This window comes from Fibrobacter sp. UBA7003 (genome assembly GCA_002449765.1).
Classification (GTDB): Bacteria; Fibrobacterota; Fibrobacteria; order Fibrobacterales; family Fibrobacteraceae; genus Fibrobacter.
Window position 1 is genome coordinate 149,871 of record DJXN01000002.1, and the last position, 17,053, is coordinate 166,923.

The 17,053-nt window shown below is 55.7% G+C and carries 16 protein-coding genes; 4 read left to right on the forward strand and 12 right to left on the reverse strand.

Annotated elements, in window-relative coordinates; all coding sequences use genetic code 11:
* Window positions 1-71 precede the first annotated feature (71 nt).
* Genes fabF through B2952_RS01115 form a run of 4 tightly spaced genes read left to right on the forward strand, consistent with a single transcriptional unit; the run spans window position 72 to window position 3,979 of the window.
* Window positions 72-1,319: a beta-ketoacyl-ACP synthase II gene (gene fabF / locus B2952_RS01100; protein ID WP_290736213.1), complete on the forward strand. Its 1,248-nt coding sequence runs from the start codon at window positions 72-74 to the stop codon at window positions 1,317-1,319.
* A 20-nt stretch (window positions 1,320-1,339) separates the two neighbouring features.
* Complete coding sequence (locus tag B2952_RS01105; RefSeq protein WP_290727049.1) at window positions 1,340-1,468, forward strand: hypothetical protein; 129 nt, start codon at window positions 1,340-1,342, stop codon at window positions 1,466-1,468.
* Window positions 1,469-1,475: 7 nt separating this feature from the next.
* Complete coding sequence (locus tag B2952_RS01110) at window positions 1,476-2,246, forward strand: polysaccharide deacetylase family protein (RefSeq protein WP_290736216.1); 771 nt, start codon at window positions 1,476-1,478, stop codon at window positions 2,244-2,246.
* A gap of 23 nt (window positions 2,247-2,269) precedes the next feature.
* Window positions 2,270-3,979: an AMP-binding protein gene (locus B2952_RS01115; protein ID WP_290736219.1), complete on the forward strand. Its 1,710-nt coding sequence runs from the start codon at window positions 2,270-2,272 to the stop codon at window positions 3,977-3,979.
* A 61-nt stretch (window positions 3,980-4,040) separates the two neighbouring features.
* On the opposite strand, the gene B2952_RS01120 is transcribed toward B2952_RS01115, so the two are convergent.
* From B2952_RS01120 to B2952_RS01175, 12 genes are all read right to left on the reverse strand, one after another.
* A complete protein-coding gene (locus B2952_RS01120) occupies window positions 4,041-4,346 on the reverse strand; it encodes a hypothetical protein (RefSeq protein WP_290736222.1) in 306 nt (101 codons plus the stop codon).
* Window positions 4,347-4,453: 107 nt separating this feature from the next.
* Entirely contained in the window at window positions 4,454-6,370 is a 1,917-nt protein-coding gene (gene mnmG, locus B2952_RS01125; protein ID WP_290736224.1) for a tRNA uridine-5-carboxymethylaminomethyl(34) synthesis enzyme MnmG, read from the reverse strand.
* On the reverse strand, window positions 6,370-7,686 hold the full coding sequence (locus B2952_RS01130; protein ID WP_290736226.1) for an FKBP-type peptidyl-prolyl cis-trans isomerase N-terminal domain-containing protein: 1,317 nt from the start codon (window positions 7,684-7,686) through the stop codon (window positions 6,370-6,372). The genes mnmG and B2952_RS01130 overlap by 1 nt, the downstream gene beginning before the upstream one ends.
* Window positions 7,687-7,912: 226 nt before the next feature.
* Entirely contained in the window at window positions 7,913-8,872 is a 960-nt protein-coding gene (locus tag B2952_RS01135; protein WP_290736229.1) for a pseudouridine synthase, read from the reverse strand.
* Window positions 8,873-8,875: 3 nt separating this feature from the next.
* On the reverse strand, window positions 8,876-10,324 hold the full coding sequence (locus B2952_RS01140; protein WP_290736232.1) for a DUF2914 domain-containing protein: 1,449 nt from the start codon (window positions 10,322-10,324) through the stop codon (window positions 8,876-8,878).
* Between the two features lie 12 nt (window positions 10,325-10,336).
* Window positions 10,337-10,975, reverse strand: coding sequence for a nicotinate-nicotinamide nucleotide adenylyltransferase (locus B2952_RS01145; RefSeq protein WP_290736235.1), 639 nt, complete (start codon window positions 10,973-10,975; stop codon window positions 10,337-10,339).
* Window positions 10,976-10,985: 10 nt separating this feature from the next.
* Entirely contained in the window at window positions 10,986-11,600 is a 615-nt protein-coding gene (locus B2952_RS01150; RefSeq protein WP_290736238.1) for a hypothetical protein, read from the reverse strand.
* 24 nt (window positions 11,601-11,624) lie between these two features.
* Window positions 11,625-12,746 (reverse strand): ribosome small subunit-dependent GTPase A, encoded by a 1,122-nt coding sequence (gene rsgA / locus B2952_RS01155; RefSeq protein WP_290736241.1) that lies wholly within the window; start codon window positions 12,744-12,746, stop codon window positions 11,625-11,627.
* A gap of 21 nt (window positions 12,747-12,767) precedes the next feature.
* A complete protein-coding gene (locus B2952_RS01160; protein WP_290736244.1) occupies window positions 12,768-14,390 on the reverse strand; it encodes a hypothetical protein in 1,623 nt (540 codons plus the stop codon).
* Window positions 14,391-14,393: 3 nt separating this feature from the next.
* A complete protein-coding gene (locus tag B2952_RS01165) occupies window positions 14,394-14,966 on the reverse strand; it encodes an FISUMP domain-containing protein (protein WP_290736247.1) in 573 nt (190 codons plus the stop codon).
* Window positions 14,967-14,974: 8 nt separating this feature from the next.
* Window positions 14,975-16,318, reverse strand: a complete 1,344-nt coding sequence (locus B2952_RS01170; RefSeq protein ID WP_290736250.1) for a M23 family metallopeptidase — start codon at window positions 16,316-16,318, stop codon at window positions 14,975-14,977.
* Window positions 16,319-16,548: 230 nt separating this feature from the next.
* Entirely contained in the window at window positions 16,549-16,998 is a 450-nt protein-coding gene (locus B2952_RS01175) for a hypothetical protein (RefSeq protein WP_290736253.1), read from the reverse strand.
* Window positions 16,999-17,053: the final 55 nt, after the last annotated feature.

The window sequence follows — 17,053 nt, forward strand, 5'->3', positions numbered from 1 at the left end:
TTCTGAACGCCCCCAAATCCGACATCCGTCCAAAAAAACTATCTTTGGATTGATAAGAAACAAGGATCTCCATGAGAAGAAGAGTTGTCATTACCGGCCTCGGCGCCGTGACCCCCGTTGGTAAATCAGTCCCCGAAATGTGGAACGCCATCCGCGAAGGCAAGTGCGGTATCGGCCCCATCACGCAGTTCGATGCAAGCAACTGCCCCGTGAAAATTGCAGCAGAAGTCAAGGACTTCAAGCCCGAAGAACACGGTTTGGACCCGAAAGAAGCCCGCCGCATGGCACGCTTCACGCAATTCCTGGTTGCGGCCGCGAACGAAGCCGTCAGGGACGCAAGCCTCAGCCGCGAACAGCTCGCCGATGACACCACCGGTATCGTAGCCGGCAACGGCCTCGCAGGCATGGACATCCTCGACGAGACCTACAACAAATATATAGAAGGCGGCAAGCGCAGGGTTTCGCCGCTCGCAATGCCGGAACTCATCCCGAACGAGGCGTGCGCGAACGTCTCCATCGCCCTCGGCATCACGGGACTCGCCCACACGGTCTGCACCGCCTGTGCCTCCGGCACCGACGCCATCGGGGTCGCCCTGGACACCATCCGCTCGGGCAGGCTCGACGTGTGCCTCGCCGGCGGTTCCGAAAGTGGAATTACGGAATACTCCATCAAGAGCTTCGCGGGCATGCACGCGCTCACCGACAAGTTCAACGACACCCCCGAGAAGGCGTCGCGCCCGTTCGACAAAGACCGTAGCGGCTTTGTCATGGGCGAAGGCGGTGCCGTAATGGTTCTGGAAGAACTCGAGCACGCAAAGGCCCGCGGGGCAAAAATCTACGCGGAACTTGCGGGCTATGGCGCCTCTGCGGACGCATACCACATCACGAGCCCGCGCCCGGGTGGAGAAACCTGCGCGAAGGCCATGACCCGCGCCCTGAAGGATGCCGGAATCGCGCCTACCGACGTGGACTACTACAACGCGCACGGCACCTCGACGCACCTGAACGACCTCACCGAGACCCAGATGCTGAAAATCGCGCTCGGTGAACACGCCTACAAGATCAAGGTGTCTAGCACCAAGAGCATGACGGGCCACTGCGTGGGCGCCGCCGGCGTCATCGAGGCCATCATCTCGACACTCGCCGTGCAGAACTCGTTCTACCCCGCGACCATCAACCTCGACAATCCGGACGAGGAATGCGACCTCGACTACGTGCCGAACAAGGGTGTCGAAGGCAACATCGACGTGGCAGTATCGGCTTCCCTCGGTTTCGGCGGGCACAACGGCGTGGTTGTCATCAAGAAATTCAAGGAATAACCAGAATCAAGGAGCGACATATGTCCGACTGGCTGTTTAAATCGTGGCTCAAGATTTCCGCACTGACGGCAATCCTGTTCTTCTTTTATCACCTTTTCATTTCGCAGAAACTCGAGGAAGAATCCTTCACATCTAGCAAGGACAAGTAGGTTACCCATGGAACAGAACAAGGACATCCTCGACATCCAGGCGGCCGAAGCGAACCAGCACAAGAAGAAAAAGTTCATCTTGTGCTACCACAGCTTCAGCGCGACAAACTTCAAGAGAGCCCGCACGCAAATCCGTAAACTTGCGGACGCCGCAGGTTCGCCCATAAGCATCGCAGTCGTGCCCTCCATCGGGGCCGTGCCCGAATCCGAGGCGGACGAATTCCGCGAAGAACTCGAGAAGTTCGTGCAGGAAGGCTACGAGATTATGCTCCACGGTGCCCGCCACCGCGCAGACCTCTTTATCAAGCGTAGCCTGCAGGGCAAGTTCGCCCTCTGGATTTCGAACAACGAGGCCGAATTCGCTGGCCTGAACGAGCGACTCACGCAGACGCTCCTCAAGCGCAGCCTAGCCCTCTGGAACGCCCACGGCACCGAGAAGCCCTCCGGGTTCATTCCGCCCATCTGGTTCGGCAACAAGTACCTCAAGAACCTCGCCCTCGACATATTCGACTACTACGAGGATTACCACGGCATCTACCAGAAGACGGAAAGCGGAATCAAGAAGACCAATTCTAGGCCGCTCAGTTTTTCCATCTACCCGCCCGCGATGCTCGGAATCGTGCAGACCTACGCCTGCCTCCGCATGCTCCTGCCGGGTGGCACGCACCGCCTGGTGTTCCACGACAAGGATTTCAGGACCATCGGCGAAAAACGCATTTTGAACATGGTCCGCTACATTTCCACCATGCGCGAAAAAATCATGTACAGGGATCTCTAAAACCAATACGACAGGATTCGAACATGATGTTAAGCAAGTTTCTTTCCCGTATCGAATTCGATTCGTACGAGGACCTCTACAAGAATTTCAAGATAACTATCCCGGAAGACTTCAATTTCGCCTATGACGTCGTAGACGAATATGCCGCGACGGAACCCAAGCGCGAAGCCCTCGTGTGGTGCGACGACAACGACGAAGACCACATCTTTACGTTCAAGGATCTCTCGCTTGCCTCCATGCGCACGGCGAACTTCCTCTGCGAACAGGGAATCAAGAAGGGCGACCGCGTGATGCTCATCCTGCGCCGCCGCTACGAGTTCTGGTTCTTCCTCCTGGCGCTCCACCGCATTGGCGCGATTGCAATACCCGCGACGAACATGCTCGCCGAAGAAGACCTGGAATACCGCTTCAACGCGGCCGAAATCAAGATGGTCGTGAGTTATGACGAACCCTCGCTGCAAAAGGAAGTGGACAAGGCAAAAACAAAATGCCCATCCGTCGAAAAGCTCGTAACCGTAGGCCAGACCGCACGCCAGAACTGGGTAAGCTTCTACGACGACTACGAAATATTCCCCGCCAGGTTCCCGCGCCCTGAAGGCGAAGAGGCGACCCACAACGACGACATCATGATCGTGTACTTCACGAGCGGCACGAGTTCGAACCCGAAGATGGTGGCGCACACGTTCACCTACCCGCTTGGCCACATCGTGACGGCAAAGTACTGGCAGCACGTCGTGGACGGGGGCAGGCACCTCACCGTCGCGGAGACCGGCTGGGCCAAGGCCCTCTGGGGCAAGATTTACGGGCAGTGGATTGCGGGTAGCGCAGTGTTCACCTACGACATGAAGGTGTTTATCCCGGGCAAGCTGCTCGAGAAGATGGCGGAATACAAGGTGACCACGTTCTGCGCTCCACCCACCGTCTACCGCTATATATTGCACCACGGACTGAGCCGCTACGACCTTTCGAGCCTCAAGTACTGCACTACCGCAGGCGAATCGCTCAACACCGACATCTACAACAAGTTCTACGAGCAGACGGGAATCCGCTTGCAGGAAGGCTACGGCCAGACGGAACTCACGCTTACCACAGGCAACTTCGGGTTCACCGAACCGCGTCCGGGTTCCATCGGCATGCCCTCCCCGGGATACCGCATGGAAATCGTGGATGCCGAAGGCAAGCCCTGCGCCACTGACGAGGTGGGCGAACTAATCATCAAGATAGACCAGGGGAAACCCTTCGGCATGTTCGGCGGCTACTACCGCGACCCGGAACGCACCGAGAAGGTGTTCGAGGGCGGAGTCTACCATACGGGCGACACCGCCACCCGCGACAAGGATGGATACCTGTGGTTCGTGGGCCGTACCGACGACCTCATCAAGAGTTCGGGTTACCGCATCAGCCCCTTCGAGGTGGAAGAAGTGCTCCACAAGCACCCCGCCGTCCTTGAAGTGGCGGTGACGGGCGTCGAGGACAAGGACCGCGGCCAGGCCGTGAAAGCTACCGTCGTCTTGAAGAAGGGCTACGAGGCATCAAAGGAACTCGCGAAGGAAATGCAGCTTTTCGCGAAGAACGTCGCGGCCTCCTACAAGAGCCCGCGCATCATCGACTTCGTGACGGAACTGCCCAAGACGATTAGCGGAAAGATTCGCCGCGCCACCATCCGCGACAAGGACAAGGCCGACGCTTCGGCCGAAGCCGAGACCACCGAACAGGCGCCCGAAGAAAAATAGATTCGGTATACAAAAAGAGACGTCCCCACGGGACGTCTCTTTTTTCAAAAGTGTCAAGGTTTTACTTTTCAGCAGCGAACTTCTTGGAAGCGGCCTTGACCTTAGGGTCGTTCTGGGCTTCCTTGATCTTCTGCTTGATGCCGTCCTCGATCTGCTTCTTGAGCTTGGCGGCGAGGGCGGGGAAACGGTCTTCCAGGGAATCACTGAAGACGGCCGGTTTCTTGGCGGAAGGAGCGGCACCCTTGCGCTTGGCGTTCAACGGGCGCTTCTTCTTGGCCGGGGCCTTCTTTTCTTGAGCTTTTTCTGTGGATTTCGGTTCCTGAGGCTTGACTTCTTCTGTGGTTTTGATTTCTGTTTCTTCTGCCATGATGTACCTCTTGGAAAATGTCTATCGACAATGATGTTAATTTGACGCGCGCAAAGATAGCAAAAAAACGCTAATTTTGCAAGTACGGTCTTTCGGAGAGCCGTCCTCTAGCCCCGGTTTTCGAGCCAATGCGAAAGGACCGTTATGTCGGCGGGACGCACACCGGGAATACGGCTAGCCTGGCCCAATGTGAGCGGCTTGTGCGCGTTCAGGCGCTGACGACTCTCGATGCTAATCGACGTCACCTGCATGTAGTCGAAATCTTCGGGCAGGCGAACGGATTCCATCTTCTTCTGGTCGTCGATTTCGCGGGCCTGACGGTCAAAGAACCCTGCGTAAATTTCTTCGGCGTACATGAACCAACGGTCGCGGCGCGTCAGCGGCAAGTCCGGAAGCGCAACCTTGAACAGCTGTTCGGGGTCGATTCCCGGGCGGCGGAGAACGTTAATCCAGCGGGTGCGCTCGGTCGCGGGGGCTTGGCCACCAGCCTCGAGAATGCAATTCGCCTGCTCGGGGAGCGCGGATTCTTCGGCGAGGCGTATGCGGGCCGTTTCCACAAGGGAGCAGCGGCGTTTCCAGTCGGCAAAGTCGTTATCCGAAATCATCCCGATTGCATGCGCACGTTCCTTGAGGCGATTTTCCGCATTGTCGCTCCGGAGGAAGAGCCTGTATTCGGCGCGGCTCGTGAACATCCTGTAAGGCTCGTCGAGCAGGATGTTCGTGAGGTCGTCCGCCATTACCCCCAGGTAACTGTCGGAACGACCTAAAATAAAGGGCCCTTCGCCCTTTATTTTGAGAGCCGCGTTGATGCCAGCCAGTAGCCCCTGACCCGCAGCCTCCTCGTAGCCGCTCGTACCGCAGACCTGGCCTGCGAAATAGAGTCCGGGAACCTTCTTACATTCAAACGTCGGGAAAAGTTGCGTGGCATCAACGGAATCGTATTCAACCGCATAGCCAATCTGCAGCACACGGGCTCGCGTAAGGCCCGGAATCGTGTGAATTGCAGCAAGCTGGATATCCGCAGGCAGGCTTGAACTGAACCCGTTGATGTAGACGCGCCCGATATCTGCCTGTTCCGGTTCCAGGAAAAGCTGGTGACCATCGCGGTCGCCGAAGCGGTTAATCTTATCCTCGATACTCGGGCAGTAGCGTGGCCCCTTGCCGTGGATGCGACCGCTAAACATAGGGCTATCCTTGAACCCGCTGCGAAGAATATCGTGCGTCCTGATATTCGTGCGCGTAATCCAGCAGACGCAGTCGTTTCGCACAAACTTGTTTGCAGCATCGCCCCAGAAATAATCCGCATCGCGGCCGGGGACAGTATTTTCCAAATGACGGTCGCTCATGGGCCAGGCGACATCATCACCGTGCTGCACATCGCATTCATCAAAGTCTATGGAATCCGGGTCGAGCCGGCTCGGCGTACCCGTCTTGAGCCTGCGAAGCACAATGCCGTTTGCGGCAAGGCATTCCGAAAGTTTATCTGCACTCGGCTCGCCCACTCGCCCACCGATACTCGTTTCAAGTCCGGTGAACATCTTGGAGGCAAGGAAGGTGCCGCTCGTAATCACGAGTGCACGCGTCACGTAGCGTTCGCCATTCAAAAGCGTAAGTTCCAAGCGACCGTCGTCCATGCGTTCAAATGCGGCCAGTTCGCCCTCGATTACCGAAAGCCCCAGAAGGTTCGTAATCACCTCGCGGGCAACTTCGCTATAATACTTCATGTCGCACTGGGCGCGCGGGCCCCATACGGCAGGTCCCTTGCTCATGTTGAGCATGCGGAACTGGATTCCCGCCTTGTCTGTCAGGAGCCCCATCAGGCCGCCGAGCGCATCGATGTCGCGCACGATCTGGCCTTTCGCCACGCCACCCACGGCGGGGTTACAGCTCATGCGTCCGATGGCGTTCACATCCATCGTAAGCATGGCGGTCTTTACGCCGAGCTTCCAGGCGGCATGAGTCGCCTCTATACCGGCATGGCCGCCACCGACTACGACGACATCGAATTCTGCAATAAGAGACATTACTTGGCAGCGGGCTTCGCTTCGGGCGCCTGGGCTGCAGCAGGCTTGAGCGTATCGACCACAGCCGGCTTGGGCGGGTCAATCTTCCACTCAACGTTCTTGCCTTCCATGAGGGCGGCGATTTCCTGCTTGAGGGTTTCCTTCTCGCTTTCGAACGCAGTGTATTCCTTGTACGAGGCATCCGGATTCACGAGGTAGACCTTGGGCACGTAGCCATCGCTGTAGAGTTCACCGAACTGGCGGGATTCGTCCCACACGATATTGACGGTATCGTCGAACTTCGCGTTGTCGGCAAACTTGCGGATGCCGGGCTTGTTGTTTCCACCGCTAGCAACGGCAACCGTCGTAAGTCCCTTCGGAGCAAATTCCTTCGCGATGTCAAGAATCTGCGGAGCGGCGTGTGCACAGTGGCCGCAGGTCGCGGAGAAGTAGAAAATCATGAGAGGCTTGCCGGCCCAGGTTTCGAGGTTTTCGGCCTTGTTCGTGATGCCAGTAACCTTCACCTTGTAGTTCATCTTGGCAGGCATACCGTTAACAAGCGTGTCACCACGGAGCCCGGCAACCTCTTCCTTGAGTTTCGCCTCGGCTTCCTGAGCCTTCTTGATAGCCTCTTCACGAAGGACCTTCATCTTTTCGTTGTAGCGTTCGCCAACAGCCTTGAGGGAATCTTCAGGGAGTGCAAGAGCTATAGTCGTATCGCGGACATTCGCAGACGCCTCACGCAAGCCAAGCACGAAGTAGTTCAAGTCGAATTCGGTCTGGAACTGCGCACCGATGCTGCTGAACTGGTTTTCGAACTGCACACCGATGAAGTAGGAGAACTTCTGGTTGCGGGTAGCCTCGGCACCGAGAACGACGGGTTGGTTCTTGGGGGCGGGAGCCTTCACAACAGGGAGGGCCTTCATAGCCGAATCCATATAGGCGCGGAACTTAGCCTGGTCTCCGTTGAAGGAGGCGTTCGTCGCGCTATCCGGGCGGATGGACGCCATACGGGCACGGGCGTTGGAATTGTAGTCAAAGCCGATATCCCTCAGCGTATCCGGTTCGACCTGGAGCCTAAAGTTCGTATCCTTCTCGGACTTGTAGGCGTCCCTGATACCCTGGACAACGGCATCTTCGTCAAGTTCTTCACCCATCTGCAACGGAATCATCTTGAAGTTATGGAGGCCGAACTGGGCACCCAACATATAGGCGAACTTCTGATCGTCAGTAGAATTCGGGGTAATCTTGGCTTCGGACTGGGCTCCACCCTGCATATCGCAGGCGGCAAGCATCATGGCAACAGACGCAAGGCCAAACAGCACTTTAGATTTCATTTTTCAACTCCTTGAACCAATGTTCAAAATTTTACGGACAAAAAATAAAAAAATTACGTGCTCGAGATACGGGAGACGCTATAAATTTATCCTAACAGCGCAAAACCGAAGCGTAAACAAAATTTTTAGGCCTTTTTGGGCTCATTTGGACGTCTCATCCGTTTTTATGTATAGATAGGGGCAAACTCCTCGGGGGCATCCTGCAAAAATTCACAAGAACAAAAAGCTAGTCAATGTCGACCAGGAGGGTCTTCATCTCGATGGGGAAATTCTTGCTGACAAACGTGCGCGGAGTGTCCCAATAGGGCAAAAGCAGTTCAACCTTGTACGCATAGAGCATGTGGCTATGCGCGCCGAGAACGCGATAATCTTCGTCATCAAGACCAGAAGTCGCCATTTTTTCGTAATAGAAGCCATTGCGCCAGTAAAGCCTGTCTCCCACGATGGGGAATCCGAGTTCGGCAAGGTGCGCACGGATCTGGTGCTTGCGACCGGTCAAAAGTTCACATTCAAGCACAGAGAACCGCTCGCCGTCGCGTTCGAACCGCGAAAGCGTCCGGAAAACCGTCGAGCAGGGCTTTCCATCCTCGAAATGGAACATCTTCAGGCGGATTGCGCTTTGCGGATCTTCGCGCAGGGGCAAGTCGCAGCGGTATTCCTCATAGGGAAAGCTCCCCCGCACCACCGCCAGATAGAACTTGCGGAGAAGAATGCGGTCCAGGTTCTTCTGGAAGCGCGCCGCCGTTTCCGCATATTTCGCAAAGAGCATGAGCCCGCCCGTATCGCGGTCCAGACGGTGCATGGGAACCGCAGTCTCGCAATCGGTCGCACGGCGCACCACGGCAGTAAACGTGTTGTAGAAAATGCGTCCGGTATGGTGCACCGGGATTCCGGCAGGCTTTGCGACAAGCAGGAACTCGTCATCCTCGAACACGGTGTCGAAATCTGTCGGGACTTCGGGTTCCTCGTAGTTTTCAACATGGTACACGATCTTGTTGCCCTTGTGAGCAACGGTTTCAAGGTTCGCGACAGCTCCGTTCAGGGAAACTAGCCCGCGAGCAAAACGATCGACCCATTCGTCGCGACTGTGGTAAGTAAAGCGTTCCACCAGGGAATCGAGCAAAAGGCGTCCATCCTGTTCCGGGCGGACTTCGCTCTCGAAATACATGTCGCTCGGAGCACGCACAGGTTACCTTAAGGAATCACGTTCGAAGCCCTTGGGGGCCGGGCCATCCTCGAAGACCTCGAACTTCTGCGAGCCGATGACAGCGCCATTCTTGTAAGCCGTTTCTACAAGGTAGCGTCCAGCCGGAATCTTCTTCTTTTTCGTGTAGCTCCGGTAGCCGTTTTCGCGACCACCCCGCATGACCATCCTGCCAGAAGAAACTCTATCCGTAAGCCTGTATTCCCCTGTCGCCTCATCCTTCACGTACCAGCGGTATTCCAGTTCCGCCTTCAATTCCGCAGGCGCATAAACCGACGAAAGATAATAGACTTCCGCACCGTCGATTCGATGAACCGACGGAAGTTTGAACCCGAGTGTCTGCAAGAATGTCGGCTTGTCGATATCGCAGGAGTAGTTCTTCTTATCAAAATTCTGGCAGACCAGTTGCTGCTTCAGCACGAGCGGAACAGGCGGGACCCAGTTCATGATATAGGCGATGACCAAGGCCGAGCTGATCAGAGCCGGAGCAATCAGCACGCGCCTCTTGTGGTGCGACAGCTTTTGGATTCCGACACAGATGCCAAATGACGCAAGCGTGCTCAAAAAGAACCAGATAAATCCTATTCGGTGTACCAGGTGCGGAATCGCAAAATTCAGGAACATCGTCCCGAGCAGGCAAAAAAACGCGAGGCTCACGCCGAAGCTTTCATACCTTTTTTTGAGGAATTCATTACCGACCAGCAATACGGCCAAAAACAGCACCAGAAGGAACGAGGCCAGCGAACCGCTGCTCTTGAAGTAGCAGACGACCAGTGCGCTGAACATACTTCCGAAGCAGAACTGCACCATCCAGGAGAAACGGTCCTTCCACACCTCGCTCCATTCTCGGTCCAAAAAGCGGTGTTCCACCACGATGGCATTCTTGGGGATGGCGGTAGACTCGTAGCCAATCTTGTCGGCCAGCTTTTTGGCTTCCGCAGTCGAGGCGTCCGCAGCATTCTTGAGTTTCGTCGCCGAGGCATCAGCCACGTTCTTGATTTTCGAGGCGACCACTGTCGTTGCGGGCTTCGCAAAATTCGCCATTTTCCCGGCCACGGCCGAAATCTTGGAGGTCGAAGCCGGGTTTTGCGACGGCACCTGCTCAGGAGCCTCTGTTTGCGCAGTGGCAGGCGCTTCTACCGCATCCGTTTTCTCCGGGACCTTCGATTCCTCCTTCACCGGAGTTGCCATCTTCGCAGCCTGCAGGCGTTCCTTCGTCCATCCTTCGGGATGTTCCAGATGTGCCGACAGGAGAATTACCAGGATGAACGCGCCGATATAGTACGCCAGAAGGAAGAGCAAATCGGACTGGTCAATCTGCTGACCAAGCGTTATGGAATCCCAGCTGAACCCCGCCAAAAAGGCTATTGCCGGAAAAAACTTTTCGACTTTCTGAACTAGAGGCTTCTGCCTCAAATTGTCAACCAGTTGCATCGTTACTCCAACTCAATCCCTGTATAAATCATGTTCCAAAATATAGCGGTAGACTTCTGGCGCAAGCCCGTCCGGCCTTTCGTTACGATTGCAAAGCAGGCTCTTACGGATTCCCGTACTCGAAATCCGGCCGACAAAATTTTCCTTTTCCCCAATCCAGAAAAGGTCCGCATATCCCTTCGCCTTGTGTTCCGCGACATCAGGCTGCACGTAGCCATTGCGCGCAAAGACAATCAGTTCAAAGTCCCGAAGCAGGAGGTGGCCGTTATATTCCGTGCCATAGAAATGAAGCGGGTCGCGCCAATGCGGAATATTCTCGTAACTGTCCGCGCCAACCAGGAGGCGGAAATTCTTGTCGGGGAACCTTTCTGCAAGGCCTTTCAAGAATACGTAGGAGCCGCGAAAATCTCCCTGTTCAATTTCAAGGTCCGAAAGGACAAAGCGGGGTTCGTCGGAAGTAACGAGTTCAAGCATCGCAAAACGGTCTTCGGGCGCGGCGTTCAGCGTCTTGTCCCAACGATCGGGGCTCGGCACGAACCACACCTCGTCGCAAAGTCCACGCGAAAGGCAAATCCGTGCCACCTTGACATGGTCTTCATGGACGGGATCAAACGCGCCCCCCATGATGGCAATATTCTTCAAACCAGACATCACGTTCCGCCTAGTAGACGTAGGCCGCAAATCCGAGATTTAACTGGATGCGGCTACCCGAGACTTTCTTGTTCAGGAAGGGATCGTAATGTTCCAGGACCCTCCTGTAGCCCACTTCCGCAAAAAACATCGTCTTCGAAAAGATATTCAGGAGCGACCCGACGCCAACTCCCCATTCGTTCCAGGCGACATCGCCCTCGTCGGAAAGGTCCTTGAGTCTCGAATAGTTGCCGACAAGATAGACATCGCCCAACAGCTGGACGCCCAGTTCGACATCGAGGTTCGTATGTTCGACTTCCACCTTGTCGCCGTCATCCGTCTTTTCATCGCAATCGAAGAATCCATAGCCCACACGGAAGAACGCGACGTGAGGAAACCAGATGCCCAGCATGGGTTCAATCTGCCGTAACCCCAGTCCCTTCTCCGAACCGACACCCGTTCCCGAGCCAAAGCCGAGCGCTCCGCCCACAAAAATAGGCGTCCGGATGCTGGTGGTAGACGTTCCGGTCGCCGCAGGGGCGGCAGAAGTCTTGGGGGCGTTCGAGCTCTGCGCAAAGGCGCCACCGCAACAGGTGGCGACAAGCCAAAGGAGGCTGACTAGGAATTTTCGGATATCTTGTTTCATAGTGGGATTCTTATTACAATATAATCAATCTTTCGAACCGAGAATGCGCCGGTAGCTTTCATAACGCGCTTTCGAGAGCCTGCCATCACGCAATTTTTCGAGCACAGAACAGCCCACCTCCTTCACATGGAGGCAGTTGCTGAACTTGCAGGTAAAAAGATCACTCTCGAAGAACCCGGGGAAGATTTTCGCGAGGGATTCCGCATCCATGTCCATGAGGCCGATGCTGCGGATACCCGGGGTATCGATGACATAGCCGCCGCCCGGCAAATCGAAAAGACTCGAAGAAATCGTCGTGTGGCGTCCCTTGCCGTCCTTTTCGCGCACGGCGCCCGTCTCAAGGCCCGCATCGGGAACGAGCGCATTTACGAGAGTCGACTTGCCAACACCACTCTGACCGCTGAATACGGAGGATTTGCCCTGGAGCTCGGCTTTCAGCGTTTCAAGGCCCTCCCCGTTCTTTACGGAAACAGGAATAAACTTGTCTACAATGCTTGCAAAGTCGCGTATCGACTCCGGAAGTTCGCCTTCCAGCAAATCCATCTTGGTAAGCACGAGAACGAACGGCAAATTGTTGAGGTTCGCCGCAAGCAAGAAGCGGTCCATGAACCCGTAGTTGAATTCCGGCTGCGTGACGCTTGCGACAATCACCACCTGGTCGATATTCGCGGCAAGCGTCTGCTGCTTGTAGAAACTGTCGCGCGGGCCAGGGCGCTTGAGTTCGCTTTTCCGCGGAAGCACCCGCACGATGCAATACTTCTGGGAGCCCACGCCGTCTCCCGAATCATCGCCGTCGTTCACCAGACCGACGAGCACGCGGTCACCCACGGCCGGGAACTCGCCCAGTGCCTTTGAGGTCGTCGCGCGATACATGGCGGTCACTGTTTCTTCCGAAAGGCGCACCTCGCAAGTGCGGCGGTGCACTTCCACGACCAGGCCCTCGACGCAATTCTCCTCGCCGATGTTTTCGACAGGGTCCTTGATACGCTTGATTTTCGCCTTCTTGAATTCGCGGCTGAACCGTTCCTTGGTCGGGCGCTCGTCGACAATTCCCGAATCCCATTCGCGCATGACATCGATACGGCGGGATCGGTGCGCCCGTCTCGTCGTCCTCACTTCGCGGAATTCTTCGTCTTCAAGCATCATGGTACAAAATCCCGCATCAAGCTATTCCACAAGCATCTTGAAAATGACCTTGCCTCGGGAACCGACCACGAGCGCATTGTCCACGACGGCAGGCGAAGATTCGAAGTTGTCGCCAATTTTTTCACAGAACAGGCGCTTGCCCGTCGCCCCCTCGAAGATATACATGTTGCCGGTGCAGTCGCCCTGCACCACATACAGCTTGCCGCTTTCGTCGTAGAACCCGACAGGAGAAGACCAAGCGTAATGTTCAAGCGGGACGCGGTAGACAACCTTGCCCGTGTAGCGGTTCATGGCGACAAGGTCTCCCTTGAAGACCGGCTTATGGATGCTGATGGGCACGATGATAAGGCTGTCGCAGTCGCCGCGCCCGATAAGCGGCGTCGAGTACATGCCGCCGTCGAAACTCTTGCCCGCAATTTTCGCCTTGTTGCACTTGAACTTCTGTTCCCAGACCTTTTCGCCCGTAAGCCCGTTCAACTTCACGAAGTAAGAAATTCCGCTGTCGCCCTGCTTGTCCATTTCGCTTGCCGTATAGACAAACGGAACACCGTCCTCGACATCGATCACCACGGAACCGTCGGTATCGTCGTGGTTGTCATAGCGCCATACGGGTTTCATCGTGTCGAGGTTGATGCAGATGATGTTCCCGTAGTTGTCTCCGAAGTAGCCGTAGTTGCGGTACACGGCAATCGAGGATTCCACACCCGCCGCCTTCTGCTTCTTGACCTTGTACTTGAGGCTCGAATGGAGCTTGAGGCCACCCTGTTCGCGGATAAACTTGTAAATCTTGCCATTTTCGCCGGGGCGGATCAGGAACTGACCGACAACAACCGGCGAAGAATCGTAGGCACCCCAGCCGCGCCAGGCGTCGCGGTCGCGGTTGTACATGTGCGTCACCTTGTGCTTCTTGAGGTCGATGACTCCCGCGCCAAAAGGAACCTCGTCGCTCTTGGGGACACCATGTCCAAAGTAGAGGTTGCCGTTCATCGACGGATCTAGCGAGATGCTCCCCTTGATGGGGTTCGTGACATCAATCGCCTTGCGCGAGGCCTTGCCCGTCTTGAAGTCGATGAAGTAGATGTGGCTGCTGAGCGAGCCCACCATGATTTCTTCGTTGCTGAAATTCTCGGTCAGGCCAAAGGAAGAATTCCTGAACATGTCGGCGATACTGTCCGGCCAGTTCACGTAGACCGGCTGGCCAGTCCATCCGGAACCGCCACCCCATGTGCCGAGCTTGGTCGGCTCGCTGTCGAAATCCGTTTCGAACTTCCACGCGACCGTAATCTTGGATGGAGTCCCCTTGACCTTGCCCTCGTGCGGAGTGTTGCGCTTGAGCCCGCCGCGGAACGTGAAGATTCCCGGAGTTTTCTCGTAGACGTCCTCGAACGAATCGATCGTCCCGGGAACTCCGGTGGAGGCATCTTCGACGACAAATTCAAGGACACGGGCAGACGCCATCATCGTATCGGGGAAACGCCCCTCGGCGACAGGCTTCACCTCTTCAGGCGCAGGAGCCGCTTCTGCCGGGGCAGCTTTCTGCACCTCGACAACCGGAGCCACCTCCTGCTTCTGCTCCGATTCTCCATTGCAAGCGGAACAGATTCCCGCAAGAAGGACAACCACAATCTTCATCCCGTATCTCATCTTCTACTCCTTTATACAGCGAACCGACAAGGCAGCCGTCCTGGAATATGTTCCCTTGTTAAAATCCTCGTCGACACAGTAGAGGCTCCAGGAAATATTCTCGGTGGAGCTCCACATGCTGTAAAAGCAGTCGCGGTATTCGCACTTCTTGCGGCTTTCGCAATAGCCCGCGGGTTTCGCGTCAAAACCAAAATCGTCAAAGCCGTTTCCGTTCCTGTCCCATCCGGATTTCGCCTTCAGCGCGTTGCCGACGCTCCTCACGCCCGTCTTTCCAGCATAGCCGTAGAGCTTCTGGAAATCGTCGTTCGACGGCAGGCGCCACCCTGCAGGGCAGGCCTTCTCGGCCACATCCTTCGGGTACAGGCGTCCATTGCAGCCCTTCGCGGCACCGCCATAGCAAAAGCTTCCCTTGGCCGCATACGCCAGATTTTCCGCAAACCAGACCTGGCCGCCAATTTCCACCGTGCGATAGACGCGGCCGTCCCGGCTGTCGGTAAACTCCGACCTTGCGCCGTCTTCGGCAAAAGCCACAGAAGCAAGCGCCAAAAGCAGGAATGTCACCAAGGCTCTATGCAAGGGCTCTCCTAGTTCAACGCGCGCACGTGGACCATCACGTCCGTCGTGTCGTTCGCCTTTACCGCGGGCGTCTGCAAGGTGAGTTCAATCTCCTTGCGGATATCCTTCACCTGCCCCTGCAACTTTGCGAGGCGCTCGCCCGCAAGCTTCGGAGTCGCAATCATCGTCTTCGTGAGCGGGTCAATCCATTGCCCCTGCGGGTTCTTGAAACCAAAATGCAGATGCGGCCCCGTACTGCGGCCCGTAGACCCCACCTTCCCGATGAACTGGCGGGCGGCCACATGCGTCCCCACGCTCACGCTCCTCTGCGAAAGGTGCATGTAGTAGCTCACGAAACCGTCGCTGTGCTTGATGGCAATCTTGTTTCCGCTCGCATCGTCGTAGCCCGAAACCGTCACCACGCCATCGGCCACCGCATACACCGGGGAACCCATGCTCGCGCGGTAGTCCACGCCCGCATGCAGGCGGTATTCGCCAAGAATCGGGTGCAGCCTCTTGCCGAAGCGGCTACCGATCTGGATCTTGTCGAGCGGGTAGCGGAGCCCGTTGAATATCAGCGCCTCGCCGTTTTCGGTATAGTGCGCATTGAACGAGCTCTTCGGGTCACCATCGAAATAGAGGAAAGCCTCGTGATGCCCCACCACGCGTCCATCGAACTCGGCGTAAATCACCTTGCCGCTCACCCAAACGCCATCCTTGTCGAACGTGTCCTCGAGAAGCACGCGGAAACGGTCTCCGGGCTGTGCGCTCTGGAATGCAATCTTGCACTGCAACACGCCGCTCACCACGCCGCGCATGCGCTGCGGAATGCCCGACTTGAAAAGCATGCCGTCGAGGGTGCCGCCCTTCTCGAGCACGCCCTCATACACAGATTGCTTGCGGACAAAGGGTTTTTCCACCTTCTTGTAGACAAATCCGGAATCCACCCAGTGCACCAGGTGGACAAGAATCGCGTTTTCCTGATAACGGAAGACCTTCACCGAATGTTCAGCCTTTGCCGCATGCGCCGCAGAATCAACCAGCGCGTAAAAGCGCTGTCCCACCTTCAGCTTACCCATGTCAACACTGTCAAGAAGCGTATTCACCAACTGAGCCATTTCCTTCCGGGAGATGTTCATGCGTTCCAGGACCGCGTAGGGACCATTACCGGGCTGGACCGTATCGCTGAGAAGCACCACATCGGAGGGCGTTTTCTTGAGCCGGTCAATCTCCTGGTACAGCGAATCCGCCCGCATTTCGAGAACGGCGACATCCTTCTGGAGATTGGACAGGGTTTCTTCCTCGTGACAACCGGAAAACAGAGCGAGGAACAGGGCAAAAAATACGGGAACCGTGTATTTCAGAAATTTCATCTAGGCATTCACCGGTAATAAGTTCAACAACAATAATTTAGAAAAAAGTAGCTGGAATACGCCTCATTTTTCCATACTTGAAACATAAATTCAATGTTGCCATATTCAGAAGAGCCAGCTCTCCTAAATGTAAACTTTGTTGATTTATCATTATGGTCCCCCATACGGTCAACCAGTCCGGAACCATTCCTTCTTAAAGCGCGTCCTATTCTCAGAAAATCTTTTCATCGTTATCCTTCAAAAGGGCCTCCAAACCTTCCTACTACAGCAACATCCTCCGGATCTGAACTATTCTGTAATATAGACTTAATTTCTGACAACTGAGTTTTACGTATCCCCTCTCTGCTCGCATCGTACTGGTTGCCAAAGGTAAAATCTCCAAACCGTCCAAGGGTAGGCAACCAAAGCTCAGCTGAAACAAGGCTTGTTGTCTTACCGTCTGCAGCAGCAACGCTAGTGTTGTCGCCATAGGAAAAATACAAGATTTCCAAGAATCCCCAACTAAAGCCCCCGTTGACAGAGGAAATCGCGTACAATCCCGCAACGTCAAACCCCGAATACCAGCCCCGTCCATGCATAGAGCCGAACCCAGCTTCCTCGCCAATCGAGCCACCAGCAAGTCTGCCTGCAACTGTCGCATATGCCTCCAAGTAGGCGGTCCCGCCAAAAAATTTTTTCATGAAACAAACATTTTGCGGGAGATTAACGAATTGTTTTTTTGGAGCCCGAGATCTC

What these genes read in the sequence shown, in the direction of transcription:
- B2952_RS01150 (WP_290736238.1), bottom strand. Translation starts at nt 11,600, where the DNA reads ATGAAACAAGATATCCGAAAATTCCTAGTCAGCCTCCTTTGGCTTGTC.
- B2952_RS01120 (WP_290736222.1), bottom strand. Translation starts at nt 4,346, where the DNA reads ATGGCAGAAGAAACAGAAATCAAAACCACAGAAGAAGTCAAGCCTCAG.
- B2952_RS01130 (WP_290736226.1), bottom strand. Translation starts at nt 7,686, where the DNA reads ATGAAATCTAAAGTGCTGTTTGGCCTTGCGTCTGTTGCCATGATGCTT.
- B2952_RS01145 (WP_290736235.1), bottom strand. Translation starts at nt 10,975, where the DNA reads ATGTCTGGTTTGAAGAATATTGCCATCATGGGGGGCGCGTTTGATCCC.
- B2952_RS01105 (WP_290727049.1), top strand. Translation starts at nt 1,340, where the DNA reads ATGTCCGACTGGCTGTTTAAATCGTGGCTCAAGATTTCCGCACTGACG.
- mnmG (WP_290736224.1), bottom strand. Translation starts at nt 6,370, where the DNA reads ATGTCTCTTATTGCAGAATTCGATGTCGTCGTAGTCGGTGGCGGCCAT.
- B2952_RS01140 (WP_290736232.1), bottom strand. Translation starts at nt 10,324, where the DNA reads ATGCAACTGGTTGACAATTTGAGGCAGAAGCCTCTAGTTCAGAAAGTC.
- B2952_RS01115 (WP_290736219.1), top strand. Translation starts at nt 2,270, where the DNA reads ATGATGTTAAGCAAGTTTCTTTCCCGTATCGAATTCGATTCGTACGAG.
- B2952_RS01110 (WP_290736216.1), top strand. Translation starts at nt 1,476, where the DNA reads ATGGAACAGAACAAGGACATCCTCGACATCCAGGCGGCCGAAGCGAAC.
- fabF (WP_290736213.1), top strand. Translation starts at nt 72, where the DNA reads ATGAGAAGAAGAGTTGTCATTACCGGCCTCGGCGCCGTGACCCCCGTT.
- rsgA (WP_290736241.1), bottom strand. Translation starts at nt 12,746, where the DNA reads ATGATGCTTGAAGACGAAGAATTCCGCGAAGTGAGGACGACGAGACGG.
- B2952_RS01175 (WP_290736253.1), bottom strand. Translation starts at nt 16,998, where the DNA reads ATGAAAAAATTTTTTGGCGGGACCGCCTACTTGGAGGCATATGCGACA.
- B2952_RS01160 (WP_290736244.1), bottom strand. Translation starts at nt 14,390, where the DNA reads ATGAGATACGGGATGAAGATTGTGGTTGTCCTTCTTGCGGGAATCTGT.
- B2952_RS01170 (WP_290736250.1), bottom strand. Translation starts at nt 16,318, where the DNA reads ATGAAATTTCTGAAATACACGGTTCCCGTATTTTTTGCCCTGTTCCTC.